23 protein-coding genes are annotated in these 23,052 nt (G+C 70.4%); 17 read left to right on the top strand and 6 right to left on the bottom strand.

Going from position 1 to position 23,052, the window contains the following annotated elements:
• Positions 1-139 precede the first annotated feature (139 nt).
• Positions 140-274 (top strand): SPW_0924 family protein, encoded by a 135-nt coding sequence (locus tag OG219_RS12710; RefSeq protein ID WP_266825946.1) that lies wholly within the window; start codon positions 140-142, stop codon positions 272-274.
• A gap of 20 nt (positions 275-294) precedes the next feature.
• Positions 295-1,287, top strand: coding sequence for a DUF3068 domain-containing protein (locus tag OG219_RS12705; protein WP_266825944.1), 993 nt, complete (start codon positions 295-297; stop codon positions 1,285-1,287).
• Here the strand turns inward: OG219_RS12705 and hrpB are convergent.
• Positions 1,277-3,793, bottom strand: coding sequence for an ATP-dependent helicase HrpB (gene hrpB, locus OG219_RS12700; protein ID WP_266825942.1), 2,517 nt, complete (start codon positions 3,791-3,793; stop codon positions 1,277-1,279). The two genes, OG219_RS12705 and hrpB, sit on opposite strands and share 11 nt — an antisense overlap.
• A 4-nt stretch (positions 3,794-3,797) precedes the next feature.
• On the bottom strand, positions 3,798-4,640 hold the full coding sequence (locus OG219_RS12695; RefSeq protein ID WP_266825940.1) for a class I SAM-dependent methyltransferase: 843 nt from the start codon (positions 4,638-4,640) through the stop codon (positions 3,798-3,800).
• Positions 4,641-4,996: 356 nt separating this feature from the next.
• Between OG219_RS12695 and rpsA the strand changes: the two genes are divergently transcribed.
• The 6 genes from rpsA (at position 4,997) to OG219_RS12665 (ending at position 11,068) form a co-directional block, all read left to right on the top strand.
• Entirely contained in the window at positions 4,997-6,499 is a 1,503-nt protein-coding gene (rpsA, locus tag OG219_RS12690) for a 30S ribosomal protein S1 (RefSeq protein ID WP_266825938.1), read from the top strand.
• 210 nt (positions 6,500-6,709) lie between these two features.
• Positions 6,710-8,317, top strand: coding sequence for an FAD-dependent oxidoreductase (locus OG219_RS12685; protein ID WP_266825936.1), 1,608 nt, complete (start codon positions 6,710-6,712; stop codon positions 8,315-8,317).
• Positions 8,318-8,472: 155 nt separating this feature from the next.
• Positions 8,473-9,411: a PAC2 family protein gene (locus OG219_RS12680; RefSeq protein WP_266825934.1), complete on the top strand. Its 939-nt coding sequence runs from the start codon at positions 8,473-8,475 to the stop codon at positions 9,409-9,411.
• 55 nt (positions 9,412-9,466) lie between these two features.
• Entirely contained in the window at positions 9,467-10,072 is a 606-nt protein-coding gene (coaE, locus tag OG219_RS12675) for a dephospho-CoA kinase (RefSeq protein WP_266825932.1), read from the top strand.
• Positions 10,033-10,470, top strand: a complete 438-nt coding sequence (locus OG219_RS12670) for a DUF3592 domain-containing protein (RefSeq protein WP_266825930.1) — start codon at positions 10,033-10,035, stop codon at positions 10,468-10,470. The genes coaE and OG219_RS12670 overlap by 40 nt, the downstream gene beginning before the upstream one ends.
• Before the next feature lie 217 nt (positions 10,471-10,687).
• Positions 10,688-11,068, top strand: a complete 381-nt coding sequence (locus OG219_RS12665; protein WP_266465581.1) for a tetratricopeptide repeat protein — start codon at positions 10,688-10,690, stop codon at positions 11,066-11,068.
• 31 nt (positions 11,069-11,099) lie between these two features.
• Here OG219_RS12665 and OG219_RS12660 read toward each other — a convergent pair whose 3' ends face one another.
• Positions 11,100-11,366, bottom strand: coding sequence for a DUF6343 family protein (locus tag OG219_RS12660; RefSeq protein ID WP_266825928.1), 267 nt, complete (start codon positions 11,364-11,366; stop codon positions 11,100-11,102).
• Positions 11,367-11,452: 86 nt separating this feature from the next.
• On the opposite strand from OG219_RS12660, the gene OG219_RS12655 reads away from it, so the two are divergent.
• The 3 genes from OG219_RS12655 to OG219_RS12645 all read left to right on the top strand — a co-directional run bounded on the left by OG219_RS12655 (position 11,453) and on the right by OG219_RS12645 (position 13,872).
• On the top strand, positions 11,453-12,451 hold the full coding sequence (locus OG219_RS12655; protein WP_266825926.1) for an acyltransferase domain-containing protein: 999 nt from the start codon (positions 11,453-11,455) through the stop codon (positions 12,449-12,451).
• Between the two features lie 74 nt (positions 12,452-12,525).
• Positions 12,526-13,203: a bifunctional 2-polyprenyl-6-hydroxyphenol methylase/3-demethylubiquinol 3-O-methyltransferase UbiG gene (locus OG219_RS12650; RefSeq protein WP_266825924.1), complete on the top strand. Its 678-nt coding sequence runs from the start codon at positions 12,526-12,528 to the stop codon at positions 13,201-13,203.
• 213 nt (positions 13,204-13,416) lie between these two features.
• Positions 13,417-13,872, top strand: a complete 456-nt coding sequence (locus OG219_RS12645) for a DoxX family protein (RefSeq protein ID WP_266825922.1) — start codon at positions 13,417-13,419, stop codon at positions 13,870-13,872.
• A gap of 127 nt (positions 13,873-13,999) precedes the next feature.
• Here OG219_RS12645 and OG219_RS12640 read toward each other — a convergent pair whose 3' ends face one another.
• The gene (locus OG219_RS12640) at positions 14,000-14,536 is read right to left on the bottom strand and encodes an RNA-binding S4 domain-containing protein (protein WP_266825920.1); all 537 of its coding nucleotides are present in this window, start codon (positions 14,534-14,536) and stop codon (positions 14,000-14,002) included.
• Positions 14,537-14,706: 170 nt separating this feature from the next.
• On the opposite strand from OG219_RS12640, the gene OG219_RS12635 reads away from it, so the two are divergent.
• The 3 genes from OG219_RS12635 to OG219_RS12625 are packed head-to-tail and all read left to right on the top strand — an operon-like array spanning position 14,707 to position 18,380.
• Positions 14,707-16,074, top strand: a complete 1,368-nt coding sequence (locus OG219_RS12635; RefSeq protein WP_266825918.1) for a M20/M25/M40 family metallo-hydrolase — start codon at positions 14,707-14,709, stop codon at positions 16,072-16,074.
• A complete protein-coding gene (locus OG219_RS12630) occupies positions 16,071-17,600 on the top strand; it encodes a YfcC family protein (protein ID WP_266825916.1) in 1,530 nt (509 codons plus the stop codon). Before OG219_RS12635 ends, OG219_RS12630 begins: the two co-directional genes overlap by 4 nt.
• Positions 17,601-17,633: 33 nt before the next feature.
• Positions 17,634-18,380: a uracil-DNA glycosylase gene (locus OG219_RS12625; protein ID WP_266825914.1), complete on the top strand. Its 747-nt coding sequence runs from the start codon at positions 17,634-17,636 to the stop codon at positions 18,378-18,380.
• Positions 18,381-18,428: 48 nt separating this feature from the next.
• Here the strand turns inward: OG219_RS12625 and OG219_RS12620 are convergent, their stop codons facing one another.
• Entirely contained in the window at positions 18,429-19,076 is a 648-nt protein-coding gene (locus OG219_RS12620) for a GntR family transcriptional regulator (protein ID WP_266825912.1), read from the bottom strand.
• Positions 19,077-19,281: 205 nt separating this feature from the next.
• Between OG219_RS12620 and OG219_RS12615 the strand changes: the two genes are divergently transcribed.
• From OG219_RS12615 to OG219_RS12605, 3 genes are all read left to right on the top strand, one after another.
• Positions 19,282-20,754 carry an NCS1 family nucleobase:cation symporter-1 gene (locus OG219_RS12615; protein WP_266825910.1) on the top strand — a complete coding sequence of 491 codons (1,473 nt, stop codon included), beginning with the start codon at positions 19,282-19,284 and terminating at the stop codon, positions 20,752-20,754.
• 2 nt (positions 20,755-20,756) lie between these two features.
• The gene (locus OG219_RS12610) at positions 20,757-21,524 is read left to right on the top strand and encodes an aspartate/glutamate racemase family protein (protein WP_266825908.1); all 768 of its coding nucleotides are present in this window, start codon (positions 20,757-20,759) and stop codon (positions 21,522-21,524) included.
• Between the two features lie 103 nt (positions 21,525-21,627).
• Positions 21,628-22,572: a glycoside hydrolase family 6 protein gene (locus OG219_RS12605; RefSeq protein WP_266825906.1), complete on the top strand. Its 945-nt coding sequence runs from the start codon at positions 21,628-21,630 to the stop codon at positions 22,570-22,572.
• Here the strand turns inward: OG219_RS12605 and OG219_RS12600 are convergent.
• Positions 22,569-22,988 carry a RidA family protein gene (locus OG219_RS12600; protein WP_266825904.1) on the bottom strand — a complete coding sequence of 140 codons (420 nt, stop codon included), beginning with the start codon at positions 22,986-22,988 and terminating at the stop codon, positions 22,569-22,571. The genes OG219_RS12605 and OG219_RS12600 overlap by 4 nt on opposite strands.
• Positions 22,989-23,052 lie beyond the last annotated feature (64 nt).

The following is a 23,052-nucleotide window of genomic DNA, read 5'->3' as shown; positions in this document are numbered from 1 at the left end:
CAGGGCGCCCCTCCGCTTCCGGCGGAGGGGCGCCCTCGTCGTTGTGTGTGCAACGTGTTCTCATCTCGCCCCGCCGTTGCTACGGTGCCGGACCTGACGACGTATCAGTTCCAGTTCCCGGCCCTCGGGGAGGCCCCGCATGCGCGCCCTCACAGCCGCCGCGATCGGTCTCGCCGTGGCGCTCGCCCTGGTGTTCACGATCACCGCCATGGGCTCACCGGCGGGCAAGACCTCGCCGAAGCCGATGCTCACCACCGTCCCCGAACACCCATAGCGCACAGGGAGGACGCCGACATGCGCCGCAAGGTCAGCCTGGTCCTGCTCGCCTTCGCCGTGTTCTTCGCGGCACTGTCCCCCCTGCTGCACTGGTACGCCTTCCCGCGCCTGGCCAAGGTCCCCGCCGACCAGTACCAGGACATGGTCCTGGAGGCGAAGGACGCGACCCTCCTCGACTACGGCACCATGACGGCCAAGAAGGTCCCCAAGGTCACCATCGTGCAGACCCTCAAGGGCAACGTCGAAGCCTCCGAGAAGATCGAGAAGACCGCGGGCCGCGACGTCGTCGTCTGGGACTCCCTTTCCTACGTCCAGGGCCCCGACGGGGAGATGGTCTCCAAGCTTCCCGAGCGCTACATCTTCGACGCGCACAGCCAGGACCCCGTCCACGCCACCGGCGAGTCGGTCGACGGCGACCCCGTCACCCGCGAGGGCATCGAGTTCAAGTGGCCCTTCAACACGGAGAAAAGGGACTACGAGTACTTCGACGCGCAGACCCGCACCTCGGCCCCCATCCACTACAAGGGCACCCAGAACTTCCGGGGCGTAGACGTCTACTACTTCGAGCAGACCATCCCCTGGACCAAGGTCGAGTTCCCGAAGATCCTGCCCGTGGAGGGCGTCACCCCGGAGTCGATCGCCAAGACGGGCACCACCCGCTGGTACACCACGGTCCGCAAGTTCTGGGTGGAGCCGGTCACCGGAGCGCCCGTCTACGGCGAGGAGATCCACCAGGAGGAGCTGCGCGGCGGCACCCTCCTGGGGGACCGCGACAAGGTGACGGCGTTCTCCGGGCACGTGAAAATGCGCGAGGACTACATCGAGTACACCGTCGACCTGGTCAAGTCGAACCGCACCCTGGTCCTGATGATGACCACGTACCTCCCCTGGGGCTTCCTGATCCTCGGCGCGGGACTCCTCTCGCTCTCCCTCTACCTGGAGGCACGGAGCCGCCGCGGCGGCGATCCCGCGCCCACGGACGCCGTGGAACCCGAACCGGTCACCGCCTGAGCCGCGCGTTCGTGTACCGCGTCGGCTCGGCGGTCGCCGGGTCCTCGGGCCACGGATGCCTGGGGTAGCGCCCGCGCAGTTCGGCCCGTACGGCCTTGTAGCCGTCCCTCCAGAAGGAGGCCAGGTCGGCGGTGACGGCCGCGGGCCGCCCCGCGGGCGAGAGCAGATGCACGAGTACGGGCACACCGGCGACGCGGGGCGTCTGTGCCAGCCCGAACATCTCCTGCAACTTCACGGCAAGGACGGGCCGTTCGGGGTCCGCGTAGTCGATCCGGATCCTGGACCCGCTGGGTACCCCGATCCGCTCGGGCGCGAGCTCGTCGAGACGGGCGGCGTCCCCGGTGGCCCAGGGCAGCAGACGGTTCAAGGCCTGCCCCGCCTCGATCCGCGCCAGATCGGCCCGCCGCCGGGCGCGGCTCAGCTCCGGCTCCAGCCACTCGTCCACGCGCGCGTGCAGCGCGTCGTCGGACACGTCGGGCCAGGGGTCGCCCAGGTGCAGCCGCAGAAACGCGAGCCGCCGCCGCAGCACCTCGGCGTCCGCCGACCACCGCAACAGGCCGAACCCCTCCTCCCGCAGCCCTTCAAGAAGCGCGTCCCGTACGAGCCCGGCGTCGGCGTTCTTGATCGGCCGCACCGCCAGCTCCACGGCCCCGAGCCGCTCGACCCGCCGCGCGACGACGTCGCCGTCGGCCCAGTGGACCTCGTCGCCCTTGGAGCGCAGGCTCGCCGCGGCCCGCATAGCGGTCTCCTCGTCGATGACGGCCGCGAGTCGCACGCGCGCGTGCCCGGCGCCGACGGGCCGGTCCGCGACGGCCACGGCGAGCCAGGGCGCCCCGCGCAACCCCGAACCCTCCGACACCTCGGCCCGGGTCCCCGAGACCATGAGGTGGGACCCGCCCCGAGCCCGCGCGACCCGTTCGGGGAAGGCCAGGGCGGCGACGAGGCCGGCCACCCGGTCGTCCCCGGCACCCGGCTGAGAGGCACCGGCCGACGATCCGGTGAGGGCCGTGGACGACGTGCGCAGACGGCGGGACTCCGTGCGCCAGCGGGCCGCGTAGGCGTCGCCGCCGCGCCGGGCCGCCCGCCAGGCCGCCGCCAGATCGTCGCCGTACTCCCGTGGCGGCTCCTCGCTCAGGAGGGCGACCACCTCGGCGGCGCGGTCCGCGCCGACCACGGGAGCCGCGTCCAGCAGGGCCCGGGCGAGTCGCGGATGCAACCCGAGCCGGGACATGCGCACACCCCGCTCGGTCGCCCGCCCCGCGGCGTCCACGGCACCCACGGCCGACAGCACCGTGCGCGCCGCGGCCATCGCGCCGCCCGGCGGCGGGTCGAGGAGCGCGAGCCCCGACGCGTCCGGATCGCCCCAACAGGCCGCCTGCAGAGCGAACGCCGTCAGGTCGGCCACCTTGATCTCGGGCGCGGGGAAGCGGGTGAGGCGCACGTCCTCCGCCTCTGACCAGCAGCGGTACACCCGCCCCGGTGCCTCACGACCGGCCCGCCCCGCCCGCTGCCGCCCCGCCGCCTGCGAGGCCCGTACGGTCGCCAGCGCGCTCAGACCGCGCGCGTGGTCCACCCGCGGCTCCCGCGCGAGCCCGGAGTCGACGACCACCCGGACCCCCGGAACCGTCAGCGACGACTCGGCCACCGAGGTGGCGAGGACCACCCGGCGCCCCGCCCCGCCCGAGAGCACCGCGTCCTGCACGGCGGCCGGCGCCCGGCCATGGACCTGGAGCACCTCGACACCGCCGAGATCCCCCAACTGCCCGGCGACCCGCGCGATCTCACCCACCCCGGGGAGGAAACACAGGACGTCCCCCTCGTACTCGGCCAGCGCCCGGCGCACCAGCGACGCCACATGTGTGAGGAGTACCGGGTCAACGCGCATCCCATGGGGTGGCCGCACAGGGCGCACGGGCGGCGCCCACACCACCTCGACCGGATACGAGACCCCCTCGGCCTCGACCACGGGCGCGTCGCCCAGCAGCTGGGCCCACCCCTCGGCGTCGGTCGTCGCGGACGCGGCCACCAGCCGCAGCTCCGGGCGGAGGGCCGCCCGCACGTCCAACAGGAAGGCGGCCACCGTGTCGGCGTCCAGATGCCGCTCATGGCACTCGTCGAGCACGACCACGTCGACGCCCGTCAACTCCTGGTCCCGCTGGAGCCGTTGCAGCAGCACACCGGTCGTGACGACCTCCACGCGCGCGCGTGGACCCACGACACGCTCCCCGCGCACGGTGTACCCGACGCTCTCGCCGACCTTCTCCCCGAGCAGCCACGCCATCCGCCGCGCGGCCGCCCGGGCGGCGATACGGCGCGGCTCCGCGACGACGACACGGCGTACCGGGCCCTCGTCCAGCAGTCCGGCCAGCGCCAGGGGCACGAGGGTCGTCTTGCCCGTACCGGGCGGTGCGACGAGGACCGCCGCGCCGTGCGCCTGAAGGGAATCGCTCAGGCCGGGCAGCGCGCCGCGTACGGGCAGCAGGTCCAGGGCGTCGTAACGGATCACCCGCTCAGTCTCGTACGCAGACGAAGATCGCCGTGCCCGGGATCAGATTCCCGCGCAGCGGGGACCAGCCGCCCCACTCCTGGGTGTTCCACGCGGGCCACTCCGGCTCGACGACGTCCAGGAGGCGGAAGCCGCCGGCCACGATGTCGCGGACGCGGTCGCCGATCGTCCTGTGGTGCTCGACGTACACCGCGCGGCCCTCCTCGTCCTGCTCCACGTACGGAGTGCGGTCGAAGTAGGAGGAGGCGACCGACAGACCCTCGGGGCCCGGCTCGTCGGGGAAGGCCCAGCGGACCGGGTGCGTCACCGAGAAGACGAAACGGCCGCCGGGACGCAGCACCCGGCGCACGTCGCGCAGCACGCGCACCGGGTCGGCGACGAACGGCAGCGCACCGTACGCCGAGCACGCCAGGTCGAAGGAGCCGTCCGCGAACGGCAGGGCGCCCGCGTCGGCCTCCACCAGGGGCACGGTTCCGCCGATCCGCAGTGCGTGCTGGAGCTGGCGGTGGGAGAGGTCGAGGGCCACCGGGCGCGCCCCCTGCCCGGCCAGCCAGCGCGAGCACTGGGCCGCGCCTGCGCCGATCTCCAGGATGTCCTTCCCCTTGAGGTCCTCCGGCGGGCCGAGCAGCTCGGCCTCCACCTCGTCGAGCCCCTCGGGGCACCACACGAAACGGTCGTCTCCGAGGAAGGTGCCGTGCTCGGTCTGGTACTCGTCCGCGTTCCGGTCCCACCAGCCGCGATTGGCGCGGGAACTCTCCGTGACATCCGCGTCGCGTCGGGTGGCTTCGGGCTCGAACGGTTCGGGCTCTTGGATGATCGGCTCCCTCGTCGTACTCTTCCGTCTCAACCCGTCTCGGGAACGTCACGGCAGGGGCGAAGTACGGCCCGCGTGGCCTCGTGAGACAGGTCTTGTGCCGGGTATGCGGCGATCCGCCCCGGGTGTGCGCCTTCGCGCATTGACCCTGTCCGGCTGCCCCCGTATGCTACAAGTTGCGCTGCGGGCCTGCGCACCTCAGACGTAGCAGGTTGCGCTCGCATCTGTATGTATGACCCCTCGGTTTTCGGGGCGCCACCGGCGGTGTTTGTCACAAACACCCTCCGGATCCGGCGCTTCCTTGGCTGTCCGGCCTTCTGCAGAGCGAAACGGGCTCCCGGCGTAAGCAGTACCTACGACTCACTGTCCGTACCGGAGCCCTTTCCCACATGACGAGCAGCACCGAGACCACCGCCACCACTCCGCAGGTTGCGGTCAACGACATCGGTGACGAGGAAGCATTCCTCGCCGCGATCGACGAGACGATCAAGTACTTCAACGATGGCGACATCGTCGATGGCGTCATCGTCAAGGTTGACCGGGACGAGGTTCTCCTCGACATCGGTTACAAGACCGAAGGCGTGATCCCGAGCCGCGAGCTCTCGATCAAGCACGACGTCGACCCGAACGAGGTCGTCGCCGTCGGCGACGAGATCGAGGCCCTGGTCCTCCAGAAGGAGGACAAGGAAGGCCGCCTGATCCTGTCCAAGAAGCGCGCTCAGTACGAGCGTGCCTGGGGCACGATCGAGAAGATCAAGGAAGAAGACGGCATCGTCACCGGTACCGTCATCGAGGTCGTCAAGGGTGGTCTCATCCTCGACATCGGCCTCCGTGGCTTCCTGCCGGCCTCCCTCGTCGAGATGCGCCGCGTCCGCGACCTCCAGCCGTACGTGGGCAAGGAGCTCGAGGCCAAGATCATCGAGCTGGACAAGAACCGCAACAACGTGGTCCTGTCCCGCCGTGCCTGGCTCGAGCAGACCCAGTCCGAGGTCCGCCAGACGTTCCTCACGACCCTGCAGAAGGGTCAGGTCCGCTCCGGCGTCGTCTCCTCGATCGTCAACTTCGGTGCGTTCGTGGACCTGGGTGGTGTCGACGGTCTGGTTCACGTCTCCGAGCTCTCCTGGAAGCACATCGACCACCCCTCCGAGGTTGTCGAGGTCGGCCAGGAAGTCACCGTCGAGGTCCTCGACGTCGACATGGACCGCGAGCGTGTCTCCCTGTCGCTCAAGGCGACGCAGGAAGACCCGTGGCAGCAGTTCGCCCGGACGCACCAGATCGGTCAGGTCGTCCCGGGTAAGGTCACGAAGCTCGTTCCGTTCGGCGCGTTCGTCCGCGTGGACGAGGGCATCGAGGGTCTGGTCCACATCTCCGAGCTGGCCGAGCGCCACGTGGAGATCCCGGAGCAGGTCGTCCAGGTCAACGACGAGATCTTCGTCAAGGTCATCGACATCGACCTCGAGCGCCGTCGCATCAGCCTCTCGCTGAAGCAGGCCAACGAGGCCTTCGGTGCCGACCCGGCCTCGGTCGACTTCGACCCGACGCTGTACGGCATGGCCGCGTCGTACGACGACCAGGGCAACTACATCTACCCCGAGGGCTTCGACCCCGAGACCAACGACTGGCTCGAGGGCTTCGAATCCCAGCGTGAGGTGTGGGAGACCCAGTACGCCGAGGCGCAGCAGCGCTTCGAGCAGCACCAGGCGCAGGTCATCAAGTCCCGCGAGGCGGACGCGCAGGCCGAGGCCGAGGGTGCTGCCGCCCCCGCCGCCGGTGCTGCCGCGGGCGTCACGGGTGGTTCGTACTCCTCGGAGTCGGACGACACCTCCGGCGCCCTGGCGTCGGACGAGGCCCTGGCCGCCCTCCGCGAGAAGCTGGCCGGAGGCCAGAGCTGATCGCTTGAGCCGGCTCCAGCTGGTCGGTGAGTAACTGCGGGCCCGCACCCTTCTGGGTGCGGGCCCGCAGTGCGTTTCCTTTGCCCTGCGCGGGTGTCCGCTGTGTCGCCGGGGTTGCAGAAACGTGGGGGATACACGAGCAACGGACGTGCCGTAACGGGACGTTGGGAGGCTTCCCTGATCGATCAAGATCGACAGAGGAGCCGAGCCATGGCAGAACTTCAGAGTGGGCCGGGTGCGAGCCGGCGTTCGTTCCTGCGCAATGTGGGTCTCACCGGTGGTGCGGGCGCGATGTTCGCCACCATGGGAGCCCTCGGTCTCGCGCCCAACGCGCAGGCCGCGGAGCGTGAACAGCCCTTCCGCGCCCTGAAATCGAGCGACTTCACCCTCACCGGGCGCGGCGCCGCCAAGGTCGTCATCGTCGGCGGCGGCATCGCCGGACTCGCGGCGGCATACGAACTGGGCAAGGCCGGCTACGACTGTACGGTCCTGGAGGCCAGGGACCGCACCGGCGGCCGCAACTTCACGGTCCGCGGCGGTGATTCGACCACCGACCTCTACGGCAACACCCAGAAGGCCCGGTTCAGCGAGGGCCAGTACATGAACGCGGGCCCCGCCCGCCTCCCGCAGTGGATGGTCACCCTCGACTACTGCCGCGAACTGGGCGTCCCCATCGAGGTGTTCACCAACACGAACGCGGACGCGTACATCTACAACGAGTCGACCGGCATGACCAAGCCGATGCGGTACCGGACCGCGAAGGCCGATGTCTACGGCTATGTCTCCGAGTTGCTCGCCAAGGCCACCGACAAGGGTGCTCTCGACAAGGAGCTGACCGCCACCGACCAGGAGAAGCTCGTCGAGTTCCTCAAGGACTTCGGGGAGTTGGGCGACAAGCTGGCTTACGAGGGCGGTGAGCGCCGCGGATACACCACGGTCCCGGCGGCCGCCGGAACCCCCGGCGTGCTCCTCGGCGACGTCCAGTCCGCCTCCGAGGTCTTCGCCAGCGGGGTGGGCCGCTACTTCTCCTTCGAGTTCGGGTTCGACCAGGCGATGCTGATGTTCCAGCCGGTCGGCGGAATGGACCAGATACCGCGCGCGCTCACGAAGGCGATCGGGGCCGGGCGCATCCGTACAGGGGCGGCCGTTTCGAAAATCACCGACAAGGGGAGTGGCGTCACCGTCACTTACACCCAGGGCGGCCGCACCAGGTCCATCGACGCCGACTACTGCATCGGCGCCCTGCCGCCCAACATCCTCGCCAAGATCCCGCACAACCTCGGCTCCGGAGTGCAGAGCGCCTTGGAGGCGATCACTCCCTCGTCGGCGGGCAAGATCGGGCTCGAGTACCGCTCCCGGTGGTGGGAGCTGGACCACAAAATCTACGGCGGTATCACCGAGACCGACCAGGACGTCACCCACATCTGGCACCCCTCGTACGGCTTCCACGGCGAGCGGGGCGTGATGATCGGCTACTACAACTACGGCGACGACGCGGACTCGTACGCGAAGCTCACCCCCAAGGCCCGCGAGACGCGTGCGGTGGCCGCGGGCGTGAAGATCTACGGCGAGAAGTACCGCACCGAACTCGCGTCCTCCTTCTCGCACCACTGGCGCCAGACGCCCCACCTGGAGGCCGCCTGGCACGACACACCGGGCGGCCCCGACGACGCCCGCTACAAGCCCCTGAACGAGCCCACCGGACGCGTCTACTTCGCGGGCGACTGGCTCAGCTACACCGACGCCTGGCAGCATGGCGCGTTCACGTCCGCGCGCAAGGCGGTCACCGCGCTCCACGCGCGCGTGCTGTCCGCGTGACGCTCCTGTAGTAGTTCGTGACCGTTCGCAGTCGTCTTTCCAGCCGCTCGTGGAGGCTGAAAAGTCGGTAAGAGGTGACCGTGTGGAGCGCTGGAGGGGAATGCCCGCGCTCCACACCACGTTGTGCAGTACGAACACGAGGAGGAGCGGTCACAGTGCTTGATCCGCAGGGTTTGTACGCATGGGAGCCGAAGGGCTTGGCTGTTGTCGACATGGCGCTCGCCCAGGAGTCGGCAGGACTGGTCATGCTCTACCACTTCGACGGATACATCGACGCGGGCGAGACCGGCGACCAGATCGTCGACCGGTTGCTCGACACGCTGCCCCACCAGGTTGTGGCGCGTTTCGACCACGACCGGCTTGTTGATTACAGGGCCAGGCGTCCACTGCTGACGTTCAAGCGCGACCGCTGGACCGACTACGAAGAGCCGACCCTTGATGTACGGCTCGTACAGGACGCCACCGGCGCGCCCTTCCTGCTGCTCTCCGGCCCCGAGCCGGACGTCGAGTGGGAGCGCTTCGCCGCCGCCGTCCAGCAGGTCGTGGAGCGGCTCGGCGTACGCCTCTCCGTGAACTTCCACGGCATCCCCATGGGCGTCCCGCACACGCGTCCCGTGGGCCTCACGCCGCACGGCAACCGCACCGACCTGGTGCCGGGCCACCGCAGCCCCTTCGACGAGGCGCAGGTCCCCGGCAGCGCCGAGGCGCTCGTCGAGTACCGCCTCATGGAGGCGGGGCACGACATCCTGGGCGTCGCCGCGCACGTGCCGCACTACATCGCCCGCTCCGCGTACCCCGACGCCGCGCTGACCGTCCTGGAGTCGATCACCGGCGCGACCGGCCTGGTGCTGCCCGCGATCGCGCACTCCCTGCGCACCGAGGCGCACCGCACGCAGACCGAGATCGACCGGCAGATCCAGGAGGGCGACGAGGAGCTCGTGGCCCTCGTCCAGGGCCTTGAGCACCAGTACGACGCCGCCGCGGGCGCGGAGACGCGCGGCAACATGCTCGCCGAACCGGTGGACATCCCGTCGGCCGACGAGATCGGGCTGGAGTTCGAGCGGTTCCTGGCGGAGCGGGAAGGCGAGGGCTGACCCCTCGCCGGGGGCTCAGGGGCCGTTGTCAGAGGCGGGCCCTAAGCTTCTGGGCATGCTTAAAGTGGGCCTGACCGGTGGTATCGGCGCCGGCAAGAGCGAGGTTTCGCGGCTGCTCGTCGAGCACGGCGCGGTGCTGATCGACGCGGACAGGATCGCGCGTGAGGTCGTCGCGCCCGGAACTCCCGGGCTCGCGGCGGTCGTCGAGGCCTTCGGCGAGGACGTGCTCGCACCGGACGGAGGCCTGGACCGGCCGAAGCTGGGCTCGATCGTCTTCGCCGACCCGGAGAAGCTCGCCACCCTCAACTCGATCGTGCACCCCCTGGTGGGCGCCCGCTCCCGCGACCTGGAGAACGCCGCCTCCGAAGACGCCGTCGTCGTGCACGACGTGCCCCTCCTCGCCGAGAACGGCCTTGCCGCGCTGTACGACCTCGTGATCGTCGTCGACGCCAGTCCCCGCACTCAGCTCGACCGTCTCGTACGGCTGCGCGGCATGACCGAGGAGGACGCCCGCGCGCGCATGGCCGCCCAGGCCACCCGCGACAAGCGCCTGGAGATCGCCGACGTCGTCATCGACAACGACGTACCTCTCGAGGACCTGGAGCGCCGCGTACGGGAGGTATGGGCAGACCTCGTGGAGCGAGCGGCCAGGGCGACCTGAATGGGGGTGGGGGAGTGGTCGTACTCGCGGCCTTGACCGCTCTGGGCGGCCTGCTGGCGCTGCTGGCGGGGGCGTACGGCCTGCGGCAGACGCGGCGCATCAGCGCGGCGGGGCAAGTCGCCGAGGCGTTGGTGAAACCTCCGCAGCCGGGCCTGGACCGGCCGTTGCTGCAGTTCGAGACGGCGGACGGCCGCGTGGTGGAGGTCGTGTCGCCGGTGCCGCGCAGCCCGCGTCAGCCGCTGCCCGAGGGCGGTCACATACGTCTCGCGTACGACGCCGACGACCCGCGCGAGACGGTGCTGCTCGGCAGTGAGCGCGCCGGAGCGGACTGGGCGTTCGTCGCGGCGGGCGGGGCGCTGATCGTGCTGGGCCTGGTGCTCGGGCGGCTCGCTCTGTGACGATGTCCGACGGCGGGCGGCGGGCGGCGCAGGCCGGCGGCCGCGGATGGGTGTGACGACGAGGGCGGACGCCTCAGAGCGACGGACGATGGGCGTCCTGTGGCGACGAACGATGAGTGCCCAGTGACGACGACGATGAGCGCCCAGTGACGATGACCATGGAATAGGGGCCCCCGATCGGGGCGTTGAACCCGTGCAGTGAGGGAAGGACTCAGCCGTGCCCGAGACCAGCGGTTCCACCGGACGTACTCCGGAGACGCATGTCATCGACTTCCGCGCCGCCGAGCAGCTGCTCGCCGCCCGCGATCCGCGGGGCGCGGTGAAGCTGCTCGATTCAGTCATCGACGCGCATCCGGAGAACACGGCCGCGCGGCTGCTGCGCGCGCGTGCCTTCTTCGCCGCCGCGCAACTGCGTCCCGCCGAGCTGGAGTTCACGATCGTTCTGGAGCGCGAGCCGGACAACGCGTTCGCGCACTTCGCGCTCGCCCGCACCTATGAGCGTCAGCTCCGCCCCGAGCAGGCGAAACGCCACTTCAGGCTGGCGGCGGCGCTCGATCCGAAGCCGCAGTATCTGGAAGCGGCGCGCTTCGACTCGTAGGTCCCGGTAGCTCTCGCGGGCTCTGAACCGGTCACGGGTGGTGTTGTTCCGGTGGGCGGTACGGCGGGATGTCGCGGCCCGGCTGGTAGTGCGGGCCCTGGTGGATGTGCCGCAGGACGATGGCCATGTCCACGGTGACAATCACCCACAGCACGCCGCAGGCGGCTGCCCATCCCGGCCGCCCGGCCAGGGCGAATCCGGCGGTCCCGGCGGTCGCCCAGATCAGGCCCCAGGCGCTCAGCCAGAAACGCATCCGCAGAGCACTGCGCGCTGTCGTCGGTTCACTGCCTGTACGCATCCGGATCACTACTCCTACCCGGAAAACGTACTCTTCGTGGTGCACGTTCACCACGGGACGACGGTCGGACGACGGGGGAGGCGAAGGTGCTGCTGGAGGCGCTGCGGGCGGACGCGAGGCTCGCCGACTGGCTGAGGGATCTGGAGAGCGAGGGCGCGCCCGGCGTTGAGGCGCTGCTACCGGACGCGGACGAGCTGCCGGACATCCTGCTCGACCTGACCGTGGCCCATGAGCACATCAACGAACTCGTCGCGCTGCGGGCCCGGTTGGTGGCGGACCCGGGGGCGATGACACTCCTCGCGCGGTGCGTCCGCCGCTTCGTGCGGGACATGGGGGAGATCGGCAAGGGGTGGGAGCCGCCTCCGTTCCCGGCGTCGACCGGTGCGCTGGGGCGCTGCTTCCACCTGTACGTCTTTGTCGCGGCGCTCCCGTTCGTGCGCGCCTATCACCGCTCGCGCGGTATCCCGGACGACGTGTCCCGGCACACCCTCGCCGACCTCGGCCGGCATGTGGCCGTGCACCACCGACGGCTCGGTACCTCTGGGCTGCTGTTCCCGTGGTGGATCTCCCTGCACTTCCACGGTGAGCTGTTCCAGCTGGGCCGGTTGCAGTTCCAGCGGGCGCGGCTGGGGCAGCGGATGGGGCGGGCCGTCGCGGTGACGGGGCCGGGCGGAGGGCCCGCTCCAGGGCCGGGCGACTACTGCCTGAGCCTGCACATCACCGACTTCCATGGCCCCTTGAGTCCGGCCGCCTGCGACCGTTCGCTCGCCCTGGCACGGGAGTTCTTCGCCCTGCACTACCCCGACGAGCGCTACGACGTCGCCATCTGCCACTCCTGGCTGCTCGATCCGCAGCTCAAGCGGTACCTGCCGGCGGACTCCAACATCGTCCGCTTTCAGGACCGCTTCGAGGTCGCCTACGAGGAGACGACCCCGGACGACGGGGTGCCCGTCGGCTTCGTCTTCGGTGATCCGGAGCTGCCGGTCGAGCGACTGCCGCGGCGCAACAGCGTCGAGAGGGCGGTGGGGGATCATCTGCGGGCGGGTGGGCATTGGTACGGGGGGCACGGCTGGTTCGCGTTGTGATCCACCCGAAAGAGTGATGGCGGGGTGGGAACGGCCGTGCGGAGGCCGCCCGTTGGACGGGTATGAAGATTGAGATGCGTGAGGGGTACGAGGGAACCGGACCCGGTGCGATCACTCCGGACGGCTGCGCGGTCGAGCTGTATTCGCGTCTGTCCATCGGTGACGAGCCGGACATCATCAGCGCGGCCGTGCCGGCGGGCGCGCACATCCTGGAACTGGGCAGCGGGGTGGGGCGGGTGACCCATCCGCTTCTGGAGCGCGGGTTCACCGTCACGGCCGTCGACGAGTCGGCCGAGATGCTGGAGCGGGTCCGAGGGGCGCGCACGATATGCAGCCCGATCGAGGGCCTCGACCTGGACGAGACGTTCGACGTGGTCATGCTCGCGTCGTTCCTCGTGCACGCCGGGGACGTCGAGGTGCGGCGCGGGATGCTGGAGACATGCGCAGGCCATGTCGCGGAGGGCGGCTGTGTGTTGATCCAGCGAGAGGCGGCGGACTACCACACGAACGTGCCCCGTGAGCGACTCGACCCCACCGGCTTCACCATACGGGTCGTGTCGGCGGAACCGGTCGGCGACGGGGTCGACTCGGTACGTGCGGAGTACCTGTTCCCGGACGCCACGTGGACGCAGACGTTCCTGGCACGACCGCTGACGAAGGAGCAGTTCGAGGATGCGCTGGGGGAGGCTGGGCTGAAGGTGGACCGGTATCTGACGGAGGACGGGGTGTGGGTGAGGGCGGTGAAGAGCTGAGCTGTTCGGCTTGGGGAGGGGGTTTCAGCCCGTCCGGCGTTTGAGGACGAGCCCTTCGGGCGATCGGGGGTCTGGGGGCGGAGCCCCCAGGAGACGGGAACGGGCAGGGGCGGAGGGGGCGAATCAAATCCCTTCCCACGCCGATGAGTTCCGGACACCCACCCGGTCTACCTCTGTGAAAGCAACAGCGACCGCTTCACACAGGAGACCCCGATGTCCGAGACCATCGTCCCCGTCACCTCCGTCAGCCGCGCCTCCTCCGCCACCACCGCCGGAACCTCCCACAGCCGCGGCGCCCGGATCTCCCTCGGCGCCCTGCAGATCACGCTCGGCCTCTTCTTCGCCCTCGCGAGCGCGCTGCCCAAGCTGATCGCGCACCCGTCGGCGGCCGAGGGCTTCGACAAGCTCGGGTGGGGCAGCACGGGGATGTACATCATCGGCGTGCTCGAACTCGCCGGTGGTATCGCGCTGTTGATCCCGCTGCTGTCCTCGGTGGCGGCGGTGTCACTCAGCGCGCTGATGGTCGGTGCGTTCATCGTGAACCTCACGGTCCTGCACGGTCCGTACGTGGCGACACCGCTCATCCTGATCCTGCCGCTGGCGTTGATCGCGTGGGCCCGCCGGAGTCACACCACGGAGCTGCTCCGCCTGGTGCGACGACGGGCGTGACCACAGGCCGGCCGACGGCCGGTACGACGTCGAGGGCGTCCCGCTGGTTCTGGGGCGCCCCCGACGTCGTACCGGCCAGTGGTGTTCCTGGACTCGGGTGTTCTCCTGGGCGCCGGTGGCCGTGGGTTCAGGAGCCGTCGGATCCGGCCTGTGGGCCCGAGAGACCCCGCAGGCGTTCCATCTCGCGGCGGTCGCGCTTGGTCGGGCGGCCGGCGCCGCGGTCGCGGATGCCCGCGGGGGCGATGGCCTCGCGCGGCGGGGGCGGCGGGCTGTTGTCGACGAAGCACTCGGCGGCGACGGGCGGGCCGACCCGCTTGCGGATCACGCGCTTCACGATGACGACCCGCTCCCGGCCCGCGTGCCGCAGCCGTACCTCGTCGCCGACGCGCACGGCGTACGCGGGCTTGACGCGCTCGCCGTTCACGCGGACGTGCCCGCCCCGGCAGGCGGTGGCACCCATCGAGCGGGTCTTGACCAGACGCACGGACCAGATCCAGCTGTCGACCCGCACGCTCTCGCCGCCGGCCGGGCCGGCGGCCTTGGCCGCGGCTACGGCATCGGCCGAGTCGCCCGCGTCCTTCTTCTCGACACCCTTCTCGACGCCTTTGTCGACATCTGCGTCGGCACCCGCATCGACGTCGACGTCCGCACCCTCTGAAGCCATGCCTCGACTTTAGTCCCCCGGCCCGGGCGGGCCGGGGGAATTTCCGTCGCACGGCTCACCCCGGATGCGACGGCTCGGGGGAGCCCGGAGGCTGTTGCCTGAGGTCGTCCGGACAGCAGTAGGCGGCACAGGCCGCAGCAGGCAGCAACAGGAAACAGCGAGGGGCACACGTGGAGACAGCAGCGAAGGTCGACGCGTTGATGGACGGCCTTCGCGCCGACCTGGAGAGGCTCGCCGCCATTCCCTCCGTCGCCTTCCCCGGATTTCCGGCCGAGCCGGTCCAGGAGGCGCACGATCTCCTCGTACGGCTGCTGCGGGAGGCTGGTGTCGAGCGGATCGACCGTATCGACCTCCCCGACACCGCCCCCGTGATCTTCGCCGAGATCCCGCCGCCGAGCCCGGACGCGCCCACCGTCCTCCTCTACTCGCACTACGACGTGCAGCCGCCCGGCGACGAGAAGCTGTGGTTGTCGCCGCCCTTCGAGCCGACGCCCGTCGAGGGCGGACTCAGGGCGCGCGGGATCGCCGACGACAAGTCGAACGTGATCGCGCATCTCGGGATGCTGCGGGCGTACGAGGGGCGGCCGCCGGTCGGGGTGAAGATCGTGTTCGAGGGGCAGGAGGAGTACGGCAGCCCCTTCGACGACTATCCGCCGAGTGATCCCGAGCGGTTCGCGTGCGATGCGATGGTCATCGCGGACCTGGGAAATCTGCGGCCGGGCACGCCCACGCTGACCACCGGGCTGCGCGGCGCCTCCGAGGTGATCGTCGAGGTCCGCACGCTCGAAGAGCCGCGCCACAGCGGGGAGTTCGGCGGCGCGGCACCGGATGCGCTGCTGGTCCTGTTGAAGGCGCTGTCGACGCTGCACGACGTGCACGGTGACGTGGCCGTGGCGGGGCTCAGGCGGGAGGAGTGGACGGGGACGACGTACAGGGAGGACGAGTTCCGGAGCCTGGCCGGTGTACGGGAAGGGCTGCCGCTGATCGGCAGCGGGAGCCTCGGTGAGCGGCTGTGGAGCGGGCCCGCGATCACCGTGATCGGACTGGACGCGCCGGGCGTCGAGCATGCCGCGTCGGCCGTCGTGCCGTACGCCCGCGCCAAGCTCAACCTCCGCTTCCACCCGAAGCAGGACGCGAAGGAGGCGCGGGCGAGGCTCGTCGAGCATCTGCGCTCGCTGCGGCCCTTCGGCATCCCGCTCACCGTCACGCCGGGCGACACGGGCCCCGGCTACGAGGCCTCGACCGGCGGTCCCGCCTACCGTGCCGCCCTCACGGCGCTTCGCGAGGCCTGGGGCGAGGACGCTTCGTACGTCGCGACGGGCGGTTCGATCCCGCTGGTCAACGGGCTGGCCCGGGCCGCCCCGAACGCCGAGGTGCTGCTCTTCGGCGCGCAGGACAGCATGTGCAATCTGCACGCCCCCAACGAGCGTGTGCTCTTCTCGGAGCTGCGCAACACGGTGGTGGCGATGTGCGCCTTCGTACGGGAGTACGCGGCCGGCTTCCGGGGCGAGGGGGCGTCTGCCGAGGGGACGTCGTGACCACCACCGCGACCGAAGAGCCGCAGCATGAAGAGCCACCGCACAAACGGAAGTTCACCTTTCCCAGCGCGCTGACCGTCCTCGCCATCGTCACGATCGCGGTCTGGGCGCTGGCGTTTCTGATCCCGGCCGGGCAGTACGACCGCGACGACGCGGGCGCACCTGTCCAGGGCACCTACCACCGGGTGGACTCCGGCCAGAGCTTCGTCGACCGGCTCAACGACCTCTTCCTCTCTCCCGTCAACGGCCTCTACGGCGTCCAGGACGAGAAGAGCGGGCAGGTCGGGCCCGACATGGCAGGTGAACTGTACGGCAGCGCGGGCGTGTTCCTCTTCGTGCTCGCCATCGGGGCCTTCATCACCGTCGTCTTCGCCACGGGCGCCCTCGACCGGGGCATCGGCCGGCTCGCCCACCGGCTGCGCGAGCGCGGGGCGTTGCTCATCGCGGGAGTGATGGTGGTGTTCTCCGTGCTCGGCACGGTGGAGGGCTTCGCCGAGGAGACGCTCGGCTTCTACGGGCTGATCGTGCCGTTGATGCTGGCACTCGGGTACGACCGGATGGTGGCCGTCGGCACGATCATTCTCGGCGCCGGGATCGGCGTGCTGTGCTCGACGGTGAACCCCTTCGCGACGGGTGTGGCCTCGTCCGCCGCGGACATCTCGCTCGGTGACGGCATCGTGCTGCGGTTCGTGATGTGGGTGGTGCTGACAGTGGTGACGATCGCGTACGTCGTCCGGTACGCGCGGCGCGTGCAGCGGAACCCGGACCGGTCGCTCACCGGGTTCCTGCCCGGCGACCGCGAGCAGGCGAGCGAGGCCGCGGGCGTGGTGCCCGAGCTGACCGGCCTGCACAAGGCGGTCCTGGTCGCGACGGCGCTGGTCTTCGCCTTCATGATCTTCTCGGTGGTGCCCTGGGCGAGCGCGCTCACGGGCGAGGCGGACGCGACACCGTACGGCTTCGAACTCGGCTGGTCCTTCCCGCAGTTGGCGGCGCTGTTCCTGTGTGCGGCGGTGCTGATCGGGCTGCTGGCGCGGATGGGCGAGCAGAAGCTGAGCGCGACGATCATCCAGGGCGCGGCTGACTTCATCTCCCCGGCGCTGGTGATCGTGCTGGCGCGCGGAGTCACCGTGATCATGAACAACTCGAAGATCACCGACACCGTGCTGCATTCCATCGAGGGCGTCGTGAAGGGCACCTCCTCCGGCGTCTTCGCGATCATCGTCTTCGTCGTGAACCTGCCGCTGGCCTTCCTCATCCCCTCCACCTCGGGCCACGCGACCCTGGCCATGCCGATCCTCGCCCCGCTCGCCGACTTCGCGGGAGTCTCCCGCGCGGTGGTCGTCACCGCCTGGCAGTCCGCAAGCGGCTGGATGAACCTCTGGGTCCCCACCACCGCCGTCACCATCGGCGGCGTCGCCCTCGCCAAGGTCGGCTACAACAAGTACCTCCGTTTCATCTGGCCGCTCCTCGCCATCCTGTTCCTGCTGATCTGCGGGTTCGTGGCGGCCGGTGCGGCGATGACCTGACCGCCCTGACCGCCCCGGTCGTACGGTGGTGGCATGGACGTCGGCGGTCTTGCGGAGCTGGACGGGCGGATCACGGGGTGCCGGGCCTGTCCCCGCCTCGTGGAGTGGCGTGAGGACGTGGCCCGTACCAAGCGCGCGGCCTTCGCCGACGAGACGTACTGGGGGCGGCCCGTCCCGGGGTTCGGACCCGCCGACGCGTCCCTGCTGATCGTCGGCCTCGCGCCCGCCGCGCACGGCGCGAACCGGACCGGGCGGATGTTCACTGGGGACCGCTCCGGCGATGTGCTCTACGCGGCGCTGCACGACGTGGGGCTCGCGTCGAGGGGGACCGCGGTGAGCGCGGACGACGGGCTGGAACTGTACGGCGTACGCATCACCTCGCCCGTGCACTGCGCTCCGCCGGCCAACAAGCCGACCCCGGACGAGCGGGACGCCTGCCGGCCGTGGCTCGTGCGGGAACTGGAGCTGCTGCGGCCCTCACTTCGGGCGGTTGTCGTACTCGGAGCCTTCGGGTGGCAGGCCGCGCTGCCCGCCTTCGCCGAGGCGGGGTGGACGGTGCCCCGGCCCCGCCCCGCGTTCGCGCACGGAGCGCGGCTCACCCTCGGGGCGCCGCGCGCGCCCGGGGCGCCGCTCGCGTCCGGCTCGATCGAGCTCTTCGGATGCTTCCACGTCAGCCAGCGCAACACCTTCACCAGGCGGCTGACCCCCGCGATGCTGCGGGAGGTCCTGAGCGCGGCGGCGGATGCGGCGGGGCTGCCTACGAAGCCGCACCCGGGCTAGTCGCTTGAGGGGCGCCAGCTGTATGGGTTCGCCGGCCGTACGGGTTCGCTAGCCCTCCCCGAAGAGATGGCGCACCGTCGACCGGTAGTTGGCCTGGACGTGTGCGAGGGCGTGGGCGCGGGCGCGGTCCGGGTCGCCGGATGCGATGGAGTCGTACAACTCGTGGTGTTCCGTGAGGAGTTGGGGCCACTCCTCGTTCTGCCGGGTGAGCCAGCGCAGGCGGCCGTCGACGGGTTCCATGACGGAGATCAGCAGGCTGTTGCCCGCCATGGCGAGGATGCGGTCGTGGAAGCGGGTGTTGATGTCGGTGATGGTCTCGGCGTCCCCGGCGCGGGTCGCGGTCGCCGCCTGGTCGAGCAACTCCCGTAGTTCCGCGAGGTCTTGAGGCGTGGAGCGGGAGGCGGCGAGCCCGGCGGCGTAGACCTCTAGGGCCTCGCGGAGTTCGAAGAGTTCCTTCACGTCGGTCGGGGTCAGCCGGCGCACCACCGTGCGGCGCGGCGTCTCGAAGTGCACGAACCCTTCGCCGACCAGCGAACGGATCGCCTCGCGGACCGGGACGCGGGAGACCCCGAAGCGCTCGGCGAGCTCGCGTTCGACCAGCCGGTCGCCGGGGCGCAGCCGTCCGGCGATGATCTCCTGCCGCAGCGCGGCGAGAACGCGCTCCCGCACCGCACCCAGGGGTTCGATCTTCGTCATGGGTCCATGTTCGCCGACTTCGGGGGTGTTTTACGGAGTCGTAACTGCAAGGACATGGGCGGGCGTCATCGGCGGCGGGACCATGACGACAGTTTGGTATACCAAAGGCGGGCTAAAGCCAGCCAAAGCCACGTCAATGCCACGCCGAAGCTGTACCGAACAAGACCGAAAGGCCGCCTTCCGTCCCCTCGCCCATGGAGGCCCCGTGTCCCTCGCCGACCGTGCCGAAGCCACCGGCACCGCCGCGTTCGTCCCCGATCCCCGCCTCACCAACGAAGACCTCGCGCCCGCGCAGAAGCGGAACTGGAAGGTCTTCGACCTCTTCGCCATGTGGATGTCCGACGTCCACAACCTCGGCAACTACACGTTCGCGGCAGGCCTGTTGGTCCTCGGCATGAACGTCTGGCAGATCTTCACGTCGCTGCTCGTCGGCTTCGTGATCATCTACGTCGGGATGAACCTGATGGGCCGGGTCGGGCAGCGCACCGGTGTGCCCTTCCCCGTCGTCAGCCGCATCAGCTTCGGCGTCTGGGGCGCCAACATCCCCGCGCTGATCAGGGCTGTCATTGCCATCATGTGGTACGGAATCCAGACCTATCTGGCGTCGGTCGCGGTAAACGTGATGCTGCTCGCGGCCTGGCCCGGCCTGGAGTCCTGGACCCACCACTCCTTCCTCGGCCTGGACGCGCTCGGCTGGGTGTCGTTCGTCGCGCTCTGGCTGATCCAGGCAATGATCATCAGCCAGGGCATGGAGTCGGTCCGCAAGTTCCAGGACTTCTGCGGCCCGGCCATCTGGCTGGTGATGATCGCGCTCGCCATCTGGGTTCTCGCCAAGGCCGGTTGGACGATCTCCCTCACCTCGACCCCGCACCCGGTGTCGGTCGGCGAGCAGTGGCGGCAGTGGTTCGGCGCGATCGGGCTGATCCTCGCCACGTACGGCACCCTGATGCTCAACTTCTGCGACTTCTCGCGCTTCGCGCCCGGCTACAAGACCGTCAAGCGCGGCAACTTCTGGGGCCTGCCCATCAATTCGACGGCCTTCGTGATCGTCTCGGTCATCGTCACGGCCGGTTCCATCGAGGTGTTCGGCGAGGCCATCACCGACCCGGCGCTGCTCGTCGCCAAGGTCGGCAACACCTGGGTCCTCGTCCTCGGCGCCCTGACCTTCGCCATCGCCACCATGGGGGTCAACATCGTCGCCAACTTCGTCTCACCGGCGTACGACCTCGCCAACGTCTGGCCGCAGAAGATCACCTTCAGGATCGGCGGCATGATCAGCACGGTGGCCGCGCTCCTGGTGACCCCCTGGAACCTCTTCTCCAACCCCACGGTCGTCAACTACTTCCTCGGCGGCCTCGGCGCCTTCCTGGGACCGCTGTTCGGCGTGATCATGCTCGACTACTACTGGGTGAAGCGCGGCCGCGTCGACGTCGACCAGCTCTTCAACGCCCAGCCGGGATCGCCCTATTACTACCGGAAGGGCGTCAACCCCAAGGCCCTGTGGGCGTTCCTGCCCTCCGCGGCCGTCGCGGCGGTGCTCGCGCTGGTGAAGGACTTCAGCGACGTGGCCCCGTACTCGTGGTTCATCGGGACGGCGCTGGCGGCCGGACTGTACGCGGTGCTGTGCCGCTCGGAGCGCGCGGCCGCCGAGACCGCCCCCGCCCCTGTGGAGGGCTGAGCGTGCGGATCGTCGTCACCAACTGCAACACGACGCAGGAGATGACCGAGGAGATCGTACGGGGTGCCCGGGCCGCCGCAGGCCCGGGCACCACCGTGACCGGACTGACGCCCGCCTGGGGACCGGAGTCCGCGGAGGGCTGGCTCGACAGTCACCTGTCGGCGGCGGCCGTCCTCGACACCCTGCGGACGTACGAGGGTCCCTACGACGCCGTCGTCATGGCCGGGTTCGGGGAACACGGACGCGAGGGCGCCCGGGAACTCGTCGACGTACCCGTCGTCGACATCACCGAGGCAGCCGCCCATCTCGCGTGCCTGCTCGGTCGGCGGTACGGCGTCGTCACCACCCTGGAGCGCTCGCGCGGCCAGATCGAGGACAGCCTGCACGCGGCCGGGGTCGCCGCCCACTGCGCCGCCGTCGTCGGCACCGGGCTCGGCGTCCTCGACCTCGGCGACGCCCAGCGCACCGAGGAGGCCTTCGTGACCGCCGCCGAGCGGGCCCGGGCGGCCGGCGCCGAGGTGCTCGTACTCGGGTGCGCCGGGATGACCGGGCTGCAGCGGGTGGTGGGGGAGAAGCTGGGACTGCCCGTCGTCGACGGGGTGGCCGCGGCGGTCAAGCTCGCCGAGTCGCTCGTCGCGCTGGGGCTCACGACCAGCCGGGCGGGGAGCTATGCGAAGCCGTTGGCGAAGCGGCGGACGTGGGGTTCTCCCCGGGGGATGGGGACGGGGACGGGCGCGAGTACGGGTGCGGGCTCGCCTCCGTCGGAGTGATCCTGCGGCGACCCGGCCGTGGACGGCAGGGCGCCGGCGGGCCCTGACCGCACCCTCTGGGGAGGACCGGACAGCCGGCCCAACCCCGTGAACGGAGCCGCCCGTGCCGTCGCTGAGAGCACTCCTGGCCGCCGCGCTCGTCGGTCTCTGCTGCACCGGTGCCTCCGGTGCCGTCGACGACCCCTTCTGGGTGGACCCCGACTCCCGCGCCGCCCGGCAGGCCGCCGAGTGGCGGGCCACCGGACGCACCGCGGACGCCCTGCTCATGGACCGCATCGCCATCCGCGCCCAGGCCGAGTGGCTCAACGGACCCGGCCCCGAAGCGGTCGTACGGGACCGTACGACCGCGGCCGCGCGCCAGGGACGTACGGCTGTGCTCGTCGCCTACTACATTCCGAACCGCGACTGCGGTGCCTACTCCGGCGGAGGAGCCCCGACCGCGAGGGCCTACCGCACCTGGGTCGACGAGTTCGCGGCGGGCCTCGGCGACCGGGGCGCATACGTGATCGTCGAACCGGACGCCGTGGCCCAGCTGGTGGCGGGCTGCACCCGGGTCGTGGCGAAGGAGCGGTACGCGCTGCTCGCGTACGCCGTCGACCGCTTCAAGCGGCAAGCGGGCACCCGCGTCTACCTCGACGCGGGCAACTCCGCCTGGATCCCCGAGACATGGCGCATGGCTGACGGATTGACGGAGTCGGGGGTCGCCGGCGCGGACGGCATCGCGCTCAACGTCTCCAACTTCCAGACGAACGCGGCCAGTTCAGCGTACGGGAAATCGCTGTCGGAGGACCTCGGCGGCACCCACTTCGTCGTCGACACGAGCAGGAACGGCAACGGGCCCTACACCGGTACGGATTCCTGGTGCAATCCGCCGGGCAGGGCCCTGGGTACGCCGCCGACCGCCCGGACGGGGGATCCACTGATCGACGCGTATGTGTGGATCAAACGGCCGGGGGAGTCGGACGGGACGTGCCGGGGCGGGCCGGCGGCCGGGCAGTGGTGGGAGTCGTACGCGCTGGAGCTGGCGCGGAACGCGGGTACGCCCTAAACGCGGTCCGTCTCCGGCTCCGGCACTACGGCGGTCGCCGTGATCTCCACCAGTTGGCCGGTGTACCCGAGGCAGGCCACCCCGATCAGCGTCGACGAGTGCGGGCCGACGCTGAGCCCGGACGCCTCGACGACCTCCCAGACCGCGGACAGCACCGCAGGCTCACTGCCGACGACGTACACGTCGGTCGACACGACATGTGCCATGTCGCTGCCTACCGCGCGCAGTTGCTCGTCGAGGTTGGCCAGCACCTGCTCGGCCTGCCGTACGGGATCGGCCTCGCCGACGATGTTCCCCTTGGCGTCGAGGGGTACGGACCCGGCGAGGAAGGCGAGTTTGGTGCCCGCTTCGACCACGGACGCGTGGGAGTAGAGGGGTGGGGTGAAGAGGCTGGGGACGGTGACGCGCTGGACCATGCGGGCTCCCGGGGATCTGCGGCTTCGGCCCGGATTGGGCCTTCGGCGGCGGCGGTGGGCAACC

Origin of the sequence: Streptomyces sp. NBC_00038, assembly GCF_026343635.1 — a bacterium.
In the GTDB taxonomy this organism is placed as follows: domain Bacteria; phylum Actinomycetota; class Actinomycetes; order Streptomycetales; family Streptomycetaceae; genus Streptomyces.
The sequence above is the reverse complement of the archived record's forward strand: the minus strand, read 5'-3'. Positions and strand labels throughout refer to the sequence as shown.